At 64.3% G+C, this 16,172-nt stretch carries 16 protein-coding genes; 11 read left to right on the forward strand and 5 right to left on the reverse strand.

All coding sequences use genetic code 11. The features are described from left to right. Window positions 1-27: 27 nt before the first annotated feature. Genes ACP154_RS13035 through gatC form a run of 4 tightly spaced genes read right to left on the reverse strand, consistent with a single transcriptional unit; the run spans window position 28 to window position 3,028 of the window. Window positions 28-1,014 (reverse strand): NADPH:quinone reductase, encoded by a 987-nt coding sequence (locus tag ACP154_RS13035; protein WP_421858476.1) that lies wholly within the window; start codon window positions 1,012-1,014, stop codon window positions 28-30. Then, window positions 1,014-1,253: a hypothetical protein gene (locus ACP154_RS13040; protein WP_421858473.1), complete on the reverse strand. Its 240-nt coding sequence runs from the start codon at window positions 1,251-1,253 to the stop codon at window positions 1,014-1,016. Before ACP154_RS13040 ends, ACP154_RS13035 begins: the two co-directional genes overlap by 1 nt. Continuing rightward, window positions 1,253-2,734 carry an Asp-tRNA(Asn)/Glu-tRNA(Gln) amidotransferase subunit GatA gene (gene gatA, locus ACP154_RS13045; protein WP_421858470.1) on the reverse strand — a complete coding sequence of 494 codons (1,482 nt, stop codon included), beginning with the start codon at window positions 2,732-2,734 and terminating at the stop codon, window positions 1,253-1,255. Before gatA ends, ACP154_RS13040 begins: the two co-directional genes overlap by 1 nt. 6 nt (window positions 2,735-2,740) lie before the next feature. After that, window positions 2,741-3,028 (reverse strand): Asp-tRNA(Asn)/Glu-tRNA(Gln) amidotransferase subunit GatC, encoded by a 288-nt coding sequence (gatC, locus tag ACP154_RS13050; protein ID WP_107713359.1) that lies wholly within the window; start codon window positions 3,026-3,028, stop codon window positions 2,741-2,743. Between the two features lie 165 nt (window positions 3,029-3,193). On the opposite strand from gatC, the gene ruvX reads away from it, so the two are divergent. From ruvX to dprA, 7 genes are all read left to right on the forward strand, one after another. Then, window positions 3,194-3,640, forward strand: coding sequence for a Holliday junction resolvase RuvX (gene ruvX, locus ACP154_RS13055; RefSeq protein WP_421858467.1), 447 nt, complete (start codon window positions 3,194-3,196; stop codon window positions 3,638-3,640). Further along, window positions 3,637-4,554: an AEC family transporter gene (locus tag ACP154_RS13060; RefSeq protein WP_107713361.1), complete on the forward strand. Its 918-nt coding sequence runs from the start codon at window positions 3,637-3,639 to the stop codon at window positions 4,552-4,554. The genes ruvX and ACP154_RS13060 overlap by 4 nt, the downstream gene beginning before the upstream one ends. Beyond that, window positions 4,551-5,465, forward strand: coding sequence for an AEC family transporter (locus ACP154_RS13065; RefSeq protein ID WP_421858464.1), 915 nt, complete (start codon window positions 4,551-4,553; stop codon window positions 5,463-5,465). The genes ACP154_RS13060 and ACP154_RS13065 overlap by 4 nt, the downstream gene beginning before the upstream one ends. A gap of 86 nt (window positions 5,466-5,551) precedes the next feature. Next, complete coding sequence (locus ACP154_RS13070) at window positions 5,552-6,556, forward strand: aspartate carbamoyltransferase catalytic subunit (RefSeq protein ID WP_133723412.1); 1,005 nt, start codon at window positions 5,552-5,554, stop codon at window positions 6,554-6,556. Beyond that, the gene (locus tag ACP154_RS13075; protein ID WP_421858461.1) at window positions 6,553-7,818 is read left to right on the forward strand and encodes a dihydroorotase; all 1,266 of its coding nucleotides are present in this window, start codon (window positions 6,553-6,555) and stop codon (window positions 7,816-7,818) included. Before ACP154_RS13070 ends, ACP154_RS13075 begins: the two co-directional genes overlap by 4 nt. Window positions 7,819-7,820: 2 nt before the next feature. Beyond that, complete coding sequence (gene plsY, locus ACP154_RS13080; RefSeq protein WP_421858458.1) at window positions 7,821-8,417, forward strand: glycerol-3-phosphate 1-O-acyltransferase PlsY; 597 nt, start codon at window positions 7,821-7,823, stop codon at window positions 8,415-8,417. Then, window positions 8,414-9,541 carry a DNA-processing protein DprA gene (dprA, locus tag ACP154_RS13085; protein WP_133723415.1) on the forward strand — a complete coding sequence of 376 codons (1,128 nt, stop codon included), beginning with the start codon at window positions 8,414-8,416 and terminating at the stop codon, window positions 9,539-9,541. The genes plsY and dprA overlap by 4 nt, the downstream gene beginning before the upstream one ends. A 6-nt stretch (window positions 9,542-9,547) precedes the next feature. On the opposite strand, the gene ACP154_RS13090 is transcribed toward dprA, so the two are convergent. Then, window positions 9,548-9,829 carry a hypothetical protein gene (locus ACP154_RS13090; RefSeq protein WP_107713367.1) on the reverse strand — a complete coding sequence of 94 codons (282 nt, stop codon included), beginning with the start codon at window positions 9,827-9,829 and terminating at the stop codon, window positions 9,548-9,550. A 172-nt stretch (window positions 9,830-10,001) separates the two neighbouring features. Between ACP154_RS13090 and topA the strand changes: the two genes are divergently transcribed. From topA to ACP154_RS13110, 4 genes are read left to right on the forward strand one after another with little or no spacing between them, the layout of a single operon-like run. Further along, entirely contained in the window at window positions 10,002-12,638 is a 2,637-nt protein-coding gene (topA, locus tag ACP154_RS13095; protein ID WP_421858455.1) for a type I DNA topoisomerase, read from the forward strand. Further along, window positions 12,635-14,890 (forward strand): ribonuclease R, encoded by a 2,256-nt coding sequence (rnr, locus tag ACP154_RS13100; RefSeq protein ID WP_421858452.1) that lies wholly within the window; start codon window positions 12,635-12,637, stop codon window positions 14,888-14,890. Before topA ends, rnr begins: the two co-directional genes overlap by 4 nt. After that, window positions 14,871-15,563, forward strand: coding sequence for an NUDIX domain-containing protein (locus ACP154_RS13105; protein ID WP_421858449.1), 693 nt, complete (start codon window positions 14,871-14,873; stop codon window positions 15,561-15,563). Before rnr ends, ACP154_RS13105 begins: the two co-directional genes overlap by 20 nt. Further along, window positions 15,560-16,168, forward strand: coding sequence for a hypothetical protein (locus ACP154_RS13110; RefSeq protein WP_421858447.1), 609 nt, complete (start codon window positions 15,560-15,562; stop codon window positions 16,166-16,168). The genes ACP154_RS13105 and ACP154_RS13110 overlap by 4 nt, the downstream gene beginning before the upstream one ends. Window positions 16,169-16,172: the final 4 nt, after the last annotated feature.

Below are 16,172 nucleotides of genomic sequence, written 5' to 3' on the forward strand. Positions count from 1 at the left end.
CTCTATCTCAACTAACAAGGGTCATCCTCACACAGGGGTGACGATGACGCTTCCGATTTTCTGTCCGGCTTCCACCCGTTTATGGGCGTCGGCGCACTCTTCCAAGGCGTAAACGCTGTCGATGCGCGGTTTCAGGGCGGCGTCAGCCAGCGCGCGGCTGACATCCGCCACCGCGCCCGCCCGCTGGGCCGGGGTGAGCGTATAGACGAACACGCTCTGAAATCCGGCGTTTTTGAACATCAGATCATAAAACGGCAGTTCAGGCGTCTTCTCGCCCTCGCTGCCATAGCTGGCGATCAGGCCGTGGGGACGGATCAGCGCCACGGACGCCGCCAGATTGCCGCCAAACTCGACCTCGACGATGTGATCGACGCCTTCGCCGTCTGTGGCGGCCTCAACCGCTTCGACCACGTCCTGCTGGCGGTAATTGATCACATCATCCGCACCGGCTTCGAGCGCCGCTTCGGCTTTTTCAGGACCGGACACGGTGGCGATGACAAGACTTGCGCCCATCCATTTCGCCAGCTGGATCGCCTGGAGCCCCACAGCGCCCGCGCCGCCGGTGATCAGCACTGTTTTGCCCTGGACGGAGCCATTCGCTGTCAGCGCGCGATGGGCGGTCAGGGCCGGAATGCCCAAGCTCGCGCCCTCTTCGAAACTCACGGCGTCCGGCAAAGCGCCCGTAAACTCGACCGGCACGACGCAGATTTCGGCGCAGGTTCCGCCTGCGCGCTTGAAGGCCGCATTAAAGACAAACACCCGCTCGCCAATGCGGGCCGGGTCGACGCCTTCGCCCACTGACTTGATCACGCCCGCGCCATCGGAATGCGGGATCTGCCGCGCGACGCTCATCGGGCCGCGAAGCCCGGCGCGCGATTTCACATCAGACGGATTGACGCCGGACGCCTTGATGAACACCGCCACCTCGCCGGGGCCGGGCTTGGGTTCAGGGCGTTCGCCCAGCGTCAGCACATCCTCGGCTGCGCCCTGATCCTCATACCAGATGGCGCGCATCAGTCCGGCTCCCCGTCAGGCGCGGGCGCGTCTTTGGGCGGGTTTTTCGCCATCTCATCGAGCGAGCGCTTGAGCCGGGTGAAGAAGATGGTGTTCATCACCCCTAGCGCGCCGGTGACCAACAGCGTGATCCCCACCGCCATCTGCACGCCGCCCTCGCCCAGTCGCCCGGACGCGAGCAACGCGCCGAAGATGGCGACAAGGCCGAAGCCGATCATGAGGAGGCGGGGAAGAGGCATCACCCCCACCACTTCTCCGGCTTCGCGGTGAAGCCTGCAGCCTGTTCCAGCGCGCCGCCGACGGCGAACATGGTTTCCTCGTCGAGCGCCTTGGTGATGACCTGAAGGCCCAGCGGCAGGCCGTCGGCGTCGAGCCCGGCCGGAACGCTCATCGCCGGGATGCCGGCGATGTTGGCGGTCACGGTGAAGATGTCGTTGAGATACATCTCGATCGGATCCGCATCGGCTTTCGACCCGATGCCAAAGGCCGCGCTCGGCGTGGTGGGCGTCAGGATGGCGTCAACACCTTCAAAGGCGGCGTTGAAATCTTCGAGGATTTTCCGACGGACTTTCAGCGCCTTGAGGTAATACGCATCGTAATAGCCCGCACTCAGCACATAGGTGCCAATCAGAATGCGGCGCTGGACTTCATCGCCAAAGCCCTGGGCGCGCGTCTTCTCATAGGTGTCGGTCAGGTCCTCGCCCTCGACCCGCTGGCCATAGCGCATGCCGTCATAGCGCGCGAGGTTGGAGGAGGCTTCCGCCGGGGCGATGATGTAGTACGCCGGCAAGGCGTATTTCGTCATCGGCAGGGAAATCTCGACGATCTCAGCGCCCTGCTCTTTGAGCCATTGGGCGCCCTTCTGCCACAGCGCATCAATGTCAGACGGCATGCCGTCGACGCGATACTCCTTGGGGATGCCGATCTTCAGCCCCTTCACGCCGCGGCTGACCGCAGACACCATGTCCGGAACCGCGCCCGGATAGGAGGTGGAATCCTTGGGGTCATGGCCGCTCATCACTTGCGTGAGAAGCGCCGTATCCTTCACCGTCTTGCCGAAGGGCCCCGGATGGTCAAGCGAGCTGGCGAAGGCCACAACGCCCCAGCGCGAGCAGCGGCCATAGGTGGGTTTGACGCCCACAAGCCCGGTGAACGCCGCCGGCTGGCGGATGGAGCCGCCCGTATCGGTGCCGGTCGCGCCATAGGAAATGCCCGCGGCCAGCGCCGCCGCCGAGCCGCCCGAGCTGCCGCCCGGAACCAGCTTCTCGTCCGAGCCTTGGGCGCGCCAGGGGTTCACCACCGGACCCGTCGCGGCGGTTTCGTTGGATGAGCCCATGGCGAATTCGTCCATCGACGTCTTGCCGAAGAACACCGCGCCCGCGTCCCACAGATTTTGAGAGACGGTCGATTCATACCGCGGCTTGAAGCCCTTGAGGATGTTGGAGCTGGCGGTGGTCTCAACGCCATACACCCCAAACAGATCCTTGATCGCGATGGGCACGCCCTCCAGCGCGCCCGCCTTGCCGGCGGCCCGGCGCGCATCAGAAGCTTGCGCCATCTCTTTCGCCTTGTCGCCATCAATCGAGGTAAAGCAGTTGAGCGCGCCTTGCACCGCTTCCGCCGCCTTCACGGTCGCTTCGGCCACCTCGACCGCCGAGAAGTCCTTCTTCTCAAGGCCGTCGAGCACATCAAACAGGGAGAGCTGGGTAAACTCGGTCATCTGCGCTTACTCCACGCTCTTGGGCACAACGAAGAAGCCTTCTTCGGCTTTCGGGGCGTTGGCCAGAATATCGTCGCGCTTGCCGCCATCGGTGATCTCGTCCGCGCGCAGGGGCAGCGGGGTCTGGACCGGGGTGGTCATCGGCTCGACGCCCGTGACATCGACCTCATTGAGCATTTCGACCCAGTCGAGAATGCCGTTGAGTTCATTGGTGAGCGAATCGAGACGGTCAGCCGGCTCGGCGATGCGGGCCAGACGCGCAATGCGCCGGACATCGTCTTGGGTCACAGACATGGGCAGGTCTCCGAATGGGAGGGCAAGGCTAAGCGCTCTGCGTACCAACGCCGGTGCTGCGGCGCAAGATTGTGACGGAGTCCGCCTCTTCCAAAGACAGGCCGACAGGCCTAAACCGGGCGCATGTTGTTTCTAGAACCCGCGCTCCTTCCCAAAGGGCCGCTGATGGCGGTCGATCCCGGCACGAAAACGCTGGGCGTCGCCGTCTCCAACACCGACCGCACGCTGGTCACGCCGCTGACCACCATCCAGCGCGTCAAATTCACCCCGGACGCCCAGGCGCTGCTGGCGCTTTACGACGAACGCAATTGCAAGGGCCTCATCGTCGGCCTGCCGCTGCACATGGATGGCGGCGATGGACGACGGGCGCAGTCGGCGCGCTCCTTCGTGACGAACCTGTTGCGCCTGCGCGATCTGCCCGTTTGTTTTCAGGATGAGCGGCTGAGCACGTTCGCTGCGACCGAATCCTTGCTCGAGGCGGGCGTGAAACACGCCCAGCACAAGGATTTCGTGGACGCCCAGGCCGCTGCCGTGATTCTGGAAAGCGCCATCGCCCGGATCAATGAAGGCGTCAGCCAGCCCCTGTCCTCGCCGGACGATCCCCTGTCATGACCGCTGTCGCCGACGCCCTCATCCCCATTTTCGGGGTCATCGCCCTAGGCTGGATCATGCGTCGGTCAGGTCTGGTGCGCACCGAGCTTTGGCTGGGCGTCAACCGGCTCAGCTATCAGGCTTTGCTGCCCGCCTTGCTGTTCTCCACCATTTCCCGCGCCGATTACGCCGGCCTGCCCGCCGGGCCTTTCCTGATCGCGGTGACCCTGGGCTTTCTGGTGATGGGCGTTGTGACCCTGGGCTTCAAACTGCTGCCCGTGGACGGTCCGGCCTATACCAGCCTGTTTCAGGGCTCTGTGCGCTGGAACGGATTTGTCTTTCTGGCGGTGGCGGGACCGGCCTTCGGCCAGGAGGGCGAAGCGCTGGCGGCCCTGGTGTTCGCGCCGACCGTACCGCTGGTGAACATCATGTCTGTGGCGGTGCTGACGATTTGGGGCGCCAGCCAGGTCAGTCCCAATATCCGCCGTGTCGCACTGCGGCTCGTCACCAATCCGCTGATTATCGCGTGCCTTGCGGGCGCGCTGGCGAACGCGCTGGGTTTGTTTCAAACAGGGCCGGTCGCAACAACGGCGGAGCTGGCCGGACGCGCGGCGCTGCCTCTGATCCTGTTGGCGATCGGCGCCGGTCTCGATTTCTCGGCGCTCAAAACCCGCCCGGGTCTGCTGAGCCTGGGCATCGGGCTGAAACTTGTCGTCGCGCCCGCCGTCTTCCTGGCACTCGGGCTGATCATGCAGGTGGAGGGCACGGCCCTGGCGCTGCTGGTCATGGTCGGCGCGACGCCCGGCGCGGCCGGCGCCTATGTGCTGGCGGCTGAAATGGGCGGGGACACCCGCCTGATGGCCGGCCATGTGACCGCCACGACCATTCTGGCCTTCTTCGCGATTCCCTTCTGGATCTGGATCGCGGGTTTATGACGCAGATCATCCTCTCCGCTTTCCTGCCCGTCTTCGTCGTGATCGCCCTGGGCTATGGCGTGCGCGCCAGCGGCTATGTCCCGCGCGAGCTGTGGCGGGGCGTCAACGCGCTGAACCATCGTCTGCTCTTGCCAAGCTTTCTCTTCACGCTTCTGGCAAGTGCGCAGTTTGACGGCGGGAGTTCGCTGATGATCGGCGGCGTGTCCGCCCTGGGCTCCGCCATCATGATCGTCCTCGCCCTGGGATTGGGCCGTCTGGTCAGTGTGTCTGGCCGGATCACCGCGCCCATGATCGCCACCGCCGTCATGTGGAACATCGTTCTCACACTGGCTTTGGCCGACCGGCTGCTGGGCGATGGCATCGCCAGCGCAGGCGCAGCGGTGTCGGCGACGGGCGTCATTATAGGCGCTGCGGCGACGGTGGCCGGCTTCGCTCTGACCTCGGACCGGGGTCTGAAAGCCGCACTGTCCAAGACCGCTCGCGACCCTGTGGTGCTCGCCTGCGTACTGGGCCTTCTCGCCAATCTGTCCGGACTGGGGCGGATTGCATTTCTCACAGCGCCGATCGAGATGATCGGCGCAGGCTCCATGGCGGTGATCCTGCTCTCCATGGGCGCCGGGCTGGATTTCAAAGCGCTCAAGGGTCGGCTGACGGTGCTGGTGTCCGCCGCCATGCTGCGAACAGTGATCGGACCGGTCGTTTATCTGGGACTGGCGCTCGTTTTTGGACTCAGCGGGGATTTGGCGGTGCTGATGGCGATTGCGGGGGCCGCCCCCGCCGCCGCCTTCATCTACGCCGTCGCCGCCGATTTTGACGGCGAGGCCGGACTGACGGCGGGCATGATCACGCTGACTGTGCTGACCAGCCTCATCACCTTGCCTGTGGCGGCTGCGATCGCGCTGTCGCTCTGACAGGCCCTGATTTCTGACACGGGCCAGCTTGCCCGAACTCGTGCGCGCGCCTATACCCCCGCGAACGCTTATCGGGAGGCGCCTTTATGGAGCGCACAGGCTTCGCTTATGATTTTCCCCATGACAGCCTGTTGAGCGTCGGGGATCTCAACCCGCTCGACGTGCAGATGATTTTCGAGCGCGCCCGGCATCATTTCGACGCCGCGCGTCGCGGCGACACACAGGGCGAGACGCTCAAGGGTCTCACCCAGATCAATCTTTTCTTTGAGAACTCCACCCGGACGCTGGCGAGTTTCGAAATCGCCGCCAAGCGCCTCGGGGCGGATGTGGTGAACTTCGCCGCCGGCAGCGCCTCGATCTCCAAGGGCGAAAGTCTTGACGACACCGCCCTCACCCTCGCTGCCATGCGCCCGGACGTTCTGGTCGTGCGCCACAAATCAGCGGGCGCCGCGGCGCATTTCGCCCGCGTCACCGGCGTGCCCACGGTCAATGCCGGCGACGGCGCCCATGAACATCCCACCCAGGCCCTGCTGGACGCCTTCACCCTGACCCGGCGCTGGGGCGAGGTGGGCGGTCGCCGCATCCTGATCGTCGGCGACATCCTGCATTCTCGCGTGGCGCGTTCGAATGTGTCCTTGCTGAACCTTCTGAACGCCGAAGTGCGCCTGTGCGGTCCGGCCACCTTGCTGCCTGCCGACGCAGACCGCTGGGGCGTCACCGTGTTTCATGATCTTGAGGAAGCCCTGGAAGGGTGCGACGCGGTGATGGCGCTGCGCATCCAGAAAGAACGCATGACGGGCGGGCTGATCCCGTCTGACCGCGAATATGCCGCGCTCTGGGGGCTCAATGAAGCCCGGCTTGAACGCGCCAGCCCTGACTGCCTGGTGATGCATCCCGGCCCGATGAATCGCGGCGTGGAGATTGACGGCGCGCTGGCGGACGATCCCGACCGCGCAGTCATTCTCGATCAGGTGGAAAGCGGCGTGGCCGTGCGCTCCGCCATTCTCGAACTGATCACGGGTCGCGCGCCAAACGGCGCCATCGCCGACATGCGCGCCCATGACATGGATGGGTTGGGAGACGGCGGATGATGCTCTTACAAAACGCCCGACTGCTCGACCCCGCTACCGGGCGGGACGAATTGGGGTCTCTGCGCATTCGCGACGGCCTGATCGTGGAGAGCGGGCCGGACCTTGCGCTGATGGACGACGAGCGCGCAATCGACGTCAATGGCGCCGCCCTCGCCCCGGCTTTGATCGACATGCGCTGCACGGCGGATCCGGCTTCCACGGGCGCCCGCGGTATTGACGCTGCGGCGCGCGCGGCGGCGGCGGGCGGTGTGGCGACGCTGGTGTTGTCACCAGAAAGCGGTGGCGGCTTCAAACGCCCCGAAGACATTGCAGCGGTGGACGCCGCCGCCCTGACGAGCGCCGTGCGCCTTTATGCAGCGGGGCTCTGCGTCAGCTCTGATGAAGACATGGCGGAAATCGGCCTGATGCTGCGCGCTGGCGCGCTCTATCTGGGCGATGGCGGCCAACCAATCCTCGATACGCGTCTGGCGCGCCGGGTGCTCGCCTACACAGCGGGCTTTGACGCCTGGGTCAGTCTGCGTCCCGAAGATACGGGCCTCAGCCGCGGCACGATGGCCACAGAAAGCGATCTGTCCATGCGCCTGGGTCTGCCCTCGCGCCCGGCCATCTCTGAAGCCATGGCGCTCAAGCGGGACGCTGCGCTGGCCGCGCTCACAGGGGCGAGGCTGATCTTTGACCGGGTCACCACGCAAGACGCCCTGATCGCTGCGGCGGACGCCCGCGCGAGCGGTCTGGAGGTCGCCGTCACTGCGCCGCTCACGCATCTGAGATTTAATGACCTGGATACCGGCGGGCTCGATCCACGCTATCGGCTCGAGCCGCCCTTGCGCAGCGAGACTGACCGGGAGGCGTTGATCACCGCCCTCGCCGAAGGCCGGATCGACGCCGTCGTCTCCGACCATGTGGCCTGCACCAACGAATCCAAAGCGCATCCCTTCCCCGAAGCCGCGCCCGGCGCCGCCACTCTGGAAGCGATGCTGCCCGTTTTGTGCACTTTGGCGCAGGATGGACGCATGAGCCTCGCAGATGCGCTGCGCCCGGTCACTTCGGGGCCTGCGGATATCTTGGGCCTCGAACAGGGACGGCTGGACGATGGCGCCCCTGCCGATCTGGTGGTGTTTGATCCCAACGCGCCTTGTGTTTATGGCCGCGGCCCGATGCAGTGCCGCGCGCCCAGCGCCTTTTCTGGCCGCCGATTGTTCGGCAAGGCCTTGATCACCATCGCGGAAGGCGCGATTATCTATCAACTGGAAGACGAGTAGTCATGTTTGATCCCTGGTTCGCGGCGGCGCTGGTCGTCGGCTATGTGTTCGGCTCGATCCCGTTCGGCCTGCTGCTGACCCGGCTGGCGGGGCTGGGTGATATCCGCGCCGTGGGGTCTGGCAATATCGGCGCAACCAATGTGCTGCGCACCGGACGCAAGGATCTGGCGCTCGCCACGCTCATTCTCGATTCCGGCAAGGCGGGCTTTGCCTGTCTTTTGTTCACAGCGCTCGCCTCGCCCACAGCCGGTTTGATCGCCGGCGGCGCTGCGTTTTTCGGCCATTGCTTCCCGGTTTGGCTCAAATTTCAGGGCGGCAAGGGCGTTGCGACCTTTCTGGGCGTGCTGCTGGCGGCGTTCTGGCCCGTCGGCGTGCTGACCTGTCTGGTCTGGCTCGGCATGGCGCTCCTCATGCGCATGTCCTCACTTGCAGCCCTCACCTCAGCCCTGGCCGCACCGCTTCTGGCCTACGCCTTCGGTCAGGAGCCCGTCGCCATGCTTGCGCTGTTTCTGGCGGTGCTGCTGTACTGGCGACACAAGGACAATATCAGCCGCATCCTCTCAGGGGATGAACCCAAAATCGGGGCGAAGAAAGCGTGAGGCGACAGCTCCTCTCCCCGAAAGAGCGTGTGGACTGGCTTCGCCTGTCGCGCACATCGGGGGTTGGACCTGTCACCTTCGCCAAGCTGATCGAGCGGTTTGAGACCGCGTCAAACGCCATCGACAATCTCGCCGACCTGTCCAGGCGCGGCGGACGCGCCAAGCCGCTGAAAGCCATCAGTCGTGAGCAGGCCGAAGCCGAGCTTGAGGATCATGACCAGCTCGGTGCGCGTTTACTCTGCGCGTGCGAGCCGAACTTCCCCGCGGATCTCGCCGCGATTGACCCGCCGCCGCCGGTCATCAGCGTCAAGGGAGAGCTGGTTCTCAAGGACCGGATGATCTGCGCCATGGTCGGCGCGCGTAACGCATCAGCTGCGAGCCTGCGCTTTGCAGGGGATCTGGCGCGAGGCCTGGGCGAACGCGGCGTGATCGTCGCGTCCGGACTGGCGCGCGGCATTGATGGCGCCGCCCACGCTGCTAGCCTTGAGACTGGCACCCTCGCGGTGCTGGCGGGGGGGCTGACCTCGATCTATCCGCCCGAACACGAGGCGCTCTATCACGCCATCGCCGAACAGGGCCTACTGGTGAGCGAAACACCGCTGCGCTATTCCCCGCAAGCGCGCGATTTCCCCCGCCGTAACCGCCTGATTTCCGGGCTGTCGCTAGGAGTTCTGGTGGTTGAGGCCGCCGAGCGCTCCGGCTCTTTGATCACCGCGCGCTACGGGCTGGAGCAAAATCGCGAAGTCATGGCCGTGCCCGGCTCTCCCATGGATCCGCGTGCTCGTGGGTCCAATCGCCTGCTGCAGGACGGCGCGGCTCTGGTCCAGGGGGTCGAGGATGTGCTGGCGGTTTTGTCCGGCGCCCGCCGGTCCAGCCTTGAGGAACCGGAAGGATCGGAGTTTGAGGACGAGTTTGACGATCCAGACGCGCTCAATGACGCCGTCGAGGATATTCGCGAGCGCATCGCCGCCCTGCTCTCGCCCACGCCGGTCTCGCGCGACGAACTGGCGCGCCTGACCCAATCGCCCGCCCGCGTCGTGCTCGCCGCCCTTGTGGAGCTGGAACTGGCGGGACGGTGCGAAATCTGGCCCAACGGCATGGTCTGCAGCACCTATCCGTCTTGATGCGGCCTATTCACGCGGGCTGCCGTCAGGATGAAAGGGAAACAGCGTGTCCGCATCGACGCCCGGGGTCGCCTTGGGCGCGTTGTGCGTGAGGTGTTTGCATTCTTGCTCGATCACGTGCGCGGCGGTCGCCAGCATGACCGAAGAATTGTTCAGATCCGCCCGGTGCGCCACTTGAGACAGGGCGGAGAGCATTTCGATGAGATAGCCAGCTGCTTCCTCAGTCTTGGCGGAGGCAGACTGCGTCTCGTCATTATCGGATGGATTTTGCGAAGGAGAGTGAATCATGCGCGCGCTTTGATTGCCCGTGTAACAACTTAATGGCGAGCCGTATACCTGTGTCCTCGCCAAGGCAAGCGGAAGCGCCATGTTGACAGGTTGGGGAACTAACCCCACCTTCCGCCGCCATTGTCCGGGCTTGCTTGACGCCGGTCGCCCCTGTCCTGATATCAGTGCTCCTATGAACGTCGTTGTCGTCGAATCCCCGGCCAAGGCCAAAACCATCAACAAATATCTGGGGAGCGATTACACCGTGCTCGCCAGTTTCGGCCATGTGCGCGACCTGCCGCCCAAGGACGGGTCGGTGCGCCCGGACGAAGACTTTGCGATGGACTGGACCGTTGAGGGCAAATCCAAAGAGCGCATCAAGGCTATCGCCGATGCGCTCAAAAACGCTGACACCCTGATCCTGGCCACTGACCCGGATCGCGAAGGAGAAGCGATTTCCTGGCACTTGCTCGAAGCTCTGCAAAAGCGGCGGGTGCTGAAGGATAAACAGGTTCAGCGCGTGGCGTTCAACGCCATCACGAAAAAAGCGGTCACCGACGCCATCGCCAATCCACGTGAGCTCGATATGGAGCTGGTGGAAGCGTATCTGGCGCGCCGGGCGCTCGACTATCTGGTGGGGTTCACCCTGTCTCCGGTGCTGTGGCGCAAATTGCCCGGCGCTCGCTCGGCAGGCCGGGTGCAATCGGTCGCCTTGCGCCTGATCACCGAGCGTGAGACCGAGATCGAACGCTTCGTCACCCAGGAATACTGGTCTGTGGACGCCGATGTGCGCACGGACGGCGCCGACACGCTGATCGCGTCCAAGCTGACCCGGTTTGAAGGCGAGAAAATCACCCGCCTGACCATTGGCGAGGAACAGCGCGCCCGCGCCGCAGAAGCTGCGATCAAAAGTGCCGACCTCACCGTCGCCTCGGTCGAAGCCAAGCCGACCAAGCGCAATCCGCCCCCGCCCTTCACCACCTCGACGCTTCAGCAAGAGGCCGCCCGCAAGCTGGGCTTTGACGCCCAGCGCACCATGCGCACCGCGCAGCGCCTCTATGAAGGTGTGGAGCTGGGCGGTGAGACAGTGGGTCTGATCACCTATATGCGGACCGACGGCGTCTCGATGGATATGGGCGCCATGATGCAGGCGCGCGACGTCATCGGCGAACGCCATGGCGCAGACTTCGTGCCGGAAAAACCGCGCTTTTATTCCTCCAAGGCCAAAAACGCCCAGGAAGCGCACGAAGCGATCCGCCCCACCAGTTTCACGCGTCATCCCGATGATCTGCGCCTCGACGCGGATCAGTCCCGGCTCTACGCGCTGATCTGGAAACGGGCCGTCGCCAGCCAAATGGAAGCCGCGCGCCTTGAGCGCACCACCATCGACTTTGAAAGCGCGGATCAGTCTCTGGCCCTGCGCGCTACCGGCTCGGTCGTCACCTTCCCCGGCTTCTTCGCGCTTTATCAAGAAGGCCGCGACGACGAGGAAGACGAAGGCGAAAACCGCCTGCCGCAAGTCACTCAAGGCGCCAAGGCGAAGGCTGAGAAGACGCTGGCCGAACAGCACTTCACCCAGCCCCCGCCCCGCTTCACCGAGGCGTCGCTTGTCAAGAAGATGGAAGAGCTGGGCATTGGCCGCCCGTCGACCTACGCTTCGACCTTGTCGGTGCTGCGTGATCGCGACTATGTGCGCATGGAAGACAAGCGCTTCATCCCCGAAGACAAGGGCCGCGTGGTCATCGCTTTCCTGGAAAACTTCTTCCAGCGCTATGTCCAGTACGACTTCACCGCGTCGCTGGAAGACCAGCTCGACAAGGTGTCGGCGGGCGATCTCGAATACAAACAATTGCTGCGCGATTTCTGGAAGGATTTCCACGCCTCCATCGAGGACATCGCCGATCTGCGCATTGGCGATGTGATCGACGCCATGAATGTGGCGCTGGCGCCGCTGATCTTCCCGCCGCGCGAAGACGGCTCGGACCCCAAGATCTGCCCCAAATGCAATGTTGGCGCGCTCTCTTTGCGCTTGGGCAAGCATGGCGCCTTCGTGGGCTGCTCAAACTATCCGGACTGCCGGTATACGCGCCCGCTGGGCGGTGGTGAGCTCGACGCTGTCGAGGGGGATGGCGAGCTGGGTGAGCATCCCGAAACCGGCGCGATGATCGTGCTGAAAGACGGCCGCTTCGGTCCGTATCTCGAGATGCAGGTCGAGGATGAGGATAAGCCCCGCCGCGGCTCAATCCCCAAAGGCTGGAACCCGGCAGACGTGACGCTGGAGAAGGCGGTCGCGCTGATCGACCTGCCGCGCAAGGTGGGCGTTCACCCCGAAGACGGCGAGATCATCGAGGCCGGGATTGGCCGCTATGGCCCCTTCGTCAAGCACGGCAAGACCTATGCAAACCTGTCGAGCGCAGACGAGGTGTTCGAGGTGGGCCTAAATCGCGCCGTGGATCTGATCGCTCAGAAAATCGCCAATCCGCGCGGTCGGGGCGGCGCAGCGGCGGCGCCGCTAAAAGAGCTGGGCGAACACCCGGATGAAGGCGGCGCCATTAATGTCATGAGCGGCCGCTATGGTCCGTATGTGAAGTTCGGCAAGATCAACGCCACCCTGCCCAAGGACATGGCGCCTGAAAGCGTCACCCTGGAACAGGCCTTGGAGCTGATCGCCGCAAAAGCGGCCAAATCACCGGCCAAAAAGAAAGCACCGGCGAAGAAAAAAGCGCCCGCCAAGAAACCGGCGGCGAAAAAGCCCGCCGCCAAGAAGGCGCTGGCGAAGAAACCTGCCGCCAAGAAAACCGCGACCAACAGTAAAAAGGCTCAATCTTGAACCAAGACCCCTACGCCCAATACGGTTTCACCAAGGACGCCCTGATAGAGGCGATCCGTCTGGGCGAAGGACGCTTCACCAAGCGCGAGCTTGCCAAGGCGTTGAGACTGAAAGGGGATCAACGTTCAGGGCTGAAGCTCGCCTTACGCGAGCTCGAAGACGGCGGCGAGATCCGCAAGAACGAGCAAAAAGCTTATGAGCTGGCCGACCAGTTGCCGTCCGTGACCGTGGTCGAGGTGATCGACCGCGATGTGGATGGCGAGTTTATCTGCCAGCCCGTCAAACCCGAGCTGCAAGGCCCCAAGATCATCCTCAAGCCCGGCGAGCGCACGCGCGGCCCGGCCGCCGGCATTGGCGACAAGGTGTTGGCGCGCCTGACGCTTATGGACGATGAAGACGGCTATGAAGCCAGCGTCATCAAGAAACTCGGCCAGTCCGCACACAAGATTCTCTGCGTGCTGCGCGACAATACCCGCGGGCCCGCCCGTCTTGTTCCTGTAGACCGTCGGTCGCGCCATGAACTCGTGCCCGCGCGCGGTGAAACCGGCAAGGCCGAGGACGGTGACCTTGTCGTGGTGCGTATTGCGTCCGAGCGGCGGCACGGGCTGAAAACCGCCTTGATCGACGAGGTCATCGGCCGCGCTGACAGCGCCCGCGCAGGCTCGATCATCGCCATGGCCGAACATGGCGTGCCTGACGGCTTTCTCGACAGCGAACTCAAACAGGTCGACGCCATCAAACCCGTCACCATGGGCGATCGCGAGGATCTGCGCGACATTCCTCTGGTCACGATCGACCCGGCTGACGCGCGCGACCATGACGACGCGGTCTGGGCCGCGCCCGATGACGATCCAAAAAACAAGGATGGCTGGATCGTGATGGTCGCCATCGCCGATGTGGCCGCCTATGTCACCGCTGACAGCCCGCTCGACAAGGGCGCCCGCGCCCGCGGGGTGTCCGTCTATCTGCCCGACCGGGTCGTGCCAATGCTGCCCGAACGTCTGTCCAATGATTTGTGCTCGCTGCGCGAAGGCGAAGAGCGTCCGTGTCTTGCCGTACGCATGGTCTTTGATCGCAACGGCAATCAGATCGGCCATCGCTTTATCCGTGGCTGGATGAAATCCGCCGCAAAGCTCGCCTATGAAGACGCTCAGGCCGCCATAGACGGCGCGGGGACCGGCAAGGCGGAAACGCTTCTGGAAGACGTGCTCAAGCCGCTCTGGGGCGCTTATGAGGCGCTGAGGCAGGCGCGAAAGCGCCGCGAACCGCTGGAGATCGACGCGCCCGAGCGCAAGGTGATCGTGGGTGAGGATAGCCGCGTTCAGGGCGTGCGCCTGCGCGAACGCTTTGATGCGCACAAGCTGATCGAAGAAATGATGATCCAGGCCAATGTGGCGGCCGCGACGGCGCTGGAGGCCAAGACCACACCGCTGATCTATCGCATCCACGATGAGCCCGGCTCTGAGAAGCTCGATAATCTCGCCGACTTCCTGCCCCATGTGGGCCTGAAATGGACCCGCGGCGAGCGCCCGACCGCCGCGCGCTTCAACACGCTTCTAAAAGCGTCCCAGCCCACCGACCATTATGAGACGGTCAATGAAGTGGTGCTCAGGAGCCAGTCCCAGGCGGTTTATGACACTGATAATATCGGGCACTTTGGCCTGAACCTCGCGAAATACGCGCACTTCACCTCGCCGATCCGGCGTTATGCGGACCTGACGGTACACCGGGCGCTGATCCGCGCCTATAATCTCGGGTCAGACGGGCAGAGCGACTCAGAACGCAGCCAGCTGCAGCGCATCGCCGAAGACACCACCCAGAATGAACGCCGCGCCATGGCCGCCGAGCGCGATGCGACAGACCGCTTCATCGCCGCCTGGCTGGCGGACCGGGTCGGGACCGAATTCGCCGGCCGGATCACGGGCGTCACCCGCTTCGGCCTGTTCGTAAGGCTTCATGAAACCGGTGCAGACGGGCTCTGCCCGGTCTCGCGCCTGGGTCAGGAATACTTTGTCCATGACGAAGCGGCGCACGCCCTGGTCGGGCAAAGTTCAGGCGGTCGCTACCGGCTGGGCATGGCGGTGACGGTGCGCCTGGATGAAGCAACCCCCGTGACGGGCGGGCTGTTATTCGACATTCTAACACCGCCCGAACCAGGAAAACCGCTCAAGGGTCACGGTCGGTCGCGCGACAAGTATGAGCGCCGCGGCTCTCCCCGTGCGAAGAAACACAATGCCCGACGCAAACGATAAGAATACGACGCCGAAAACCAGTCCCCGCCCCAAGCTCGCCTCATCTCTTCTCCTGCGCCGCAAACGCGCCAATGGAGAGATTGAGCTGTTGTTTGGCCGGCGCTCGACCCGTCATGTCTTCATGCCCAAGAAATACGTCTTTCCTGGCGGGCGCGTGGACGCCACAGACGGCTATGCGCCGCTGGCTGAAGAGCTCAATGATCAAGCCCGCGCCGTGATGACGCGTGTTTTGACCGAACGCCGCGCACGCGCCGCGGCGGCGGCGGCCTTGCGCGAAACCGCAGAAGAAACTGGCCTCATCCTGGGCAAGCCGGCCCAGGACGCGTGTAACTTCAAGCCCCCCTGGGCGCCGTTTGAAGCAGCGGGCGCCGCGCCCAACGCCGCGCCGCTGGACGTGATCACACGTGCTGTCACTCCGCCCAAACGTCCGCGCCGCTTTGACGCCTGGTTCTTCACCTGTGATGTGGAGCATGTACATGGCTCTACGGACCTGACCAGCAATGGCGAGCTGGAAGACCTGAAATGGGTCAGCCTTTCAGATCGCGACGCGCTCGATCTGCCAATCGCCACACAGTATGTGATCGGCGAGCTGGAAACCTGGCTCAAGGATCCAGCGCGCCCTCTGCGCTTTCTCAAAAGCACGCGCACTGGTCCTCAGGTGGAAACCTTATGAGCGCCCGGCCGATCAATATGTCAGCGCTGTTCCTGGCGGATCCGCATTCGCGTCAGATTGCGCTGGTGCGCACCGAAACCGGCTATCGCGCCCCTCAGGCCCGTCCTGTGCGTGGGGACGGCTTGCCTGATTTCGGCGGCCCGGTCATTTCACGCAAACGTCTCGGGGCGCCTGAAGCCCAGTCCGGCGCCTTCATGGACGCCGCCATACGGGCGCTTTCAGAAGAACTGGGGCAATTGCTCGCCCGGCCGCTACATCCGGACGTGCGCACGCCCCACACAAACCCCTGGGCGCGGCTGGCGCGACACCATCTTCAGCCCGATCGCGACTCGCTGACCTATCTGGGTCGCGCGCTGGACCCCGCAGACGCAACCCTGCGCCGTCATGTGCGCGTGTTTACGGCGCCGGTCGCGCGGATCTCCAATTCTGTCAAACGCCGCAGCGGCGAACGGGTGGCCTGGGTCAGCCCGGAAAAACTGCCCGATCTGTTGCAGGATCCGGCATTGAATGCCTTTGGCGAGACCGCTCTGGCCTCGCTCGGCGGACGCCCCCGACCGCTGATGGTGTCATTCCGGGCGGGACACAGGCGTGAAGTCCGGCTATAGCCCG

This window comes from Oceanicaulis sp. (assembly GCF_965249665.1).
In the GTDB taxonomy this organism is placed as follows: domain Bacteria; phylum Pseudomonadota; class Alphaproteobacteria; order Caulobacterales; family Maricaulaceae; genus Oceanicaulis.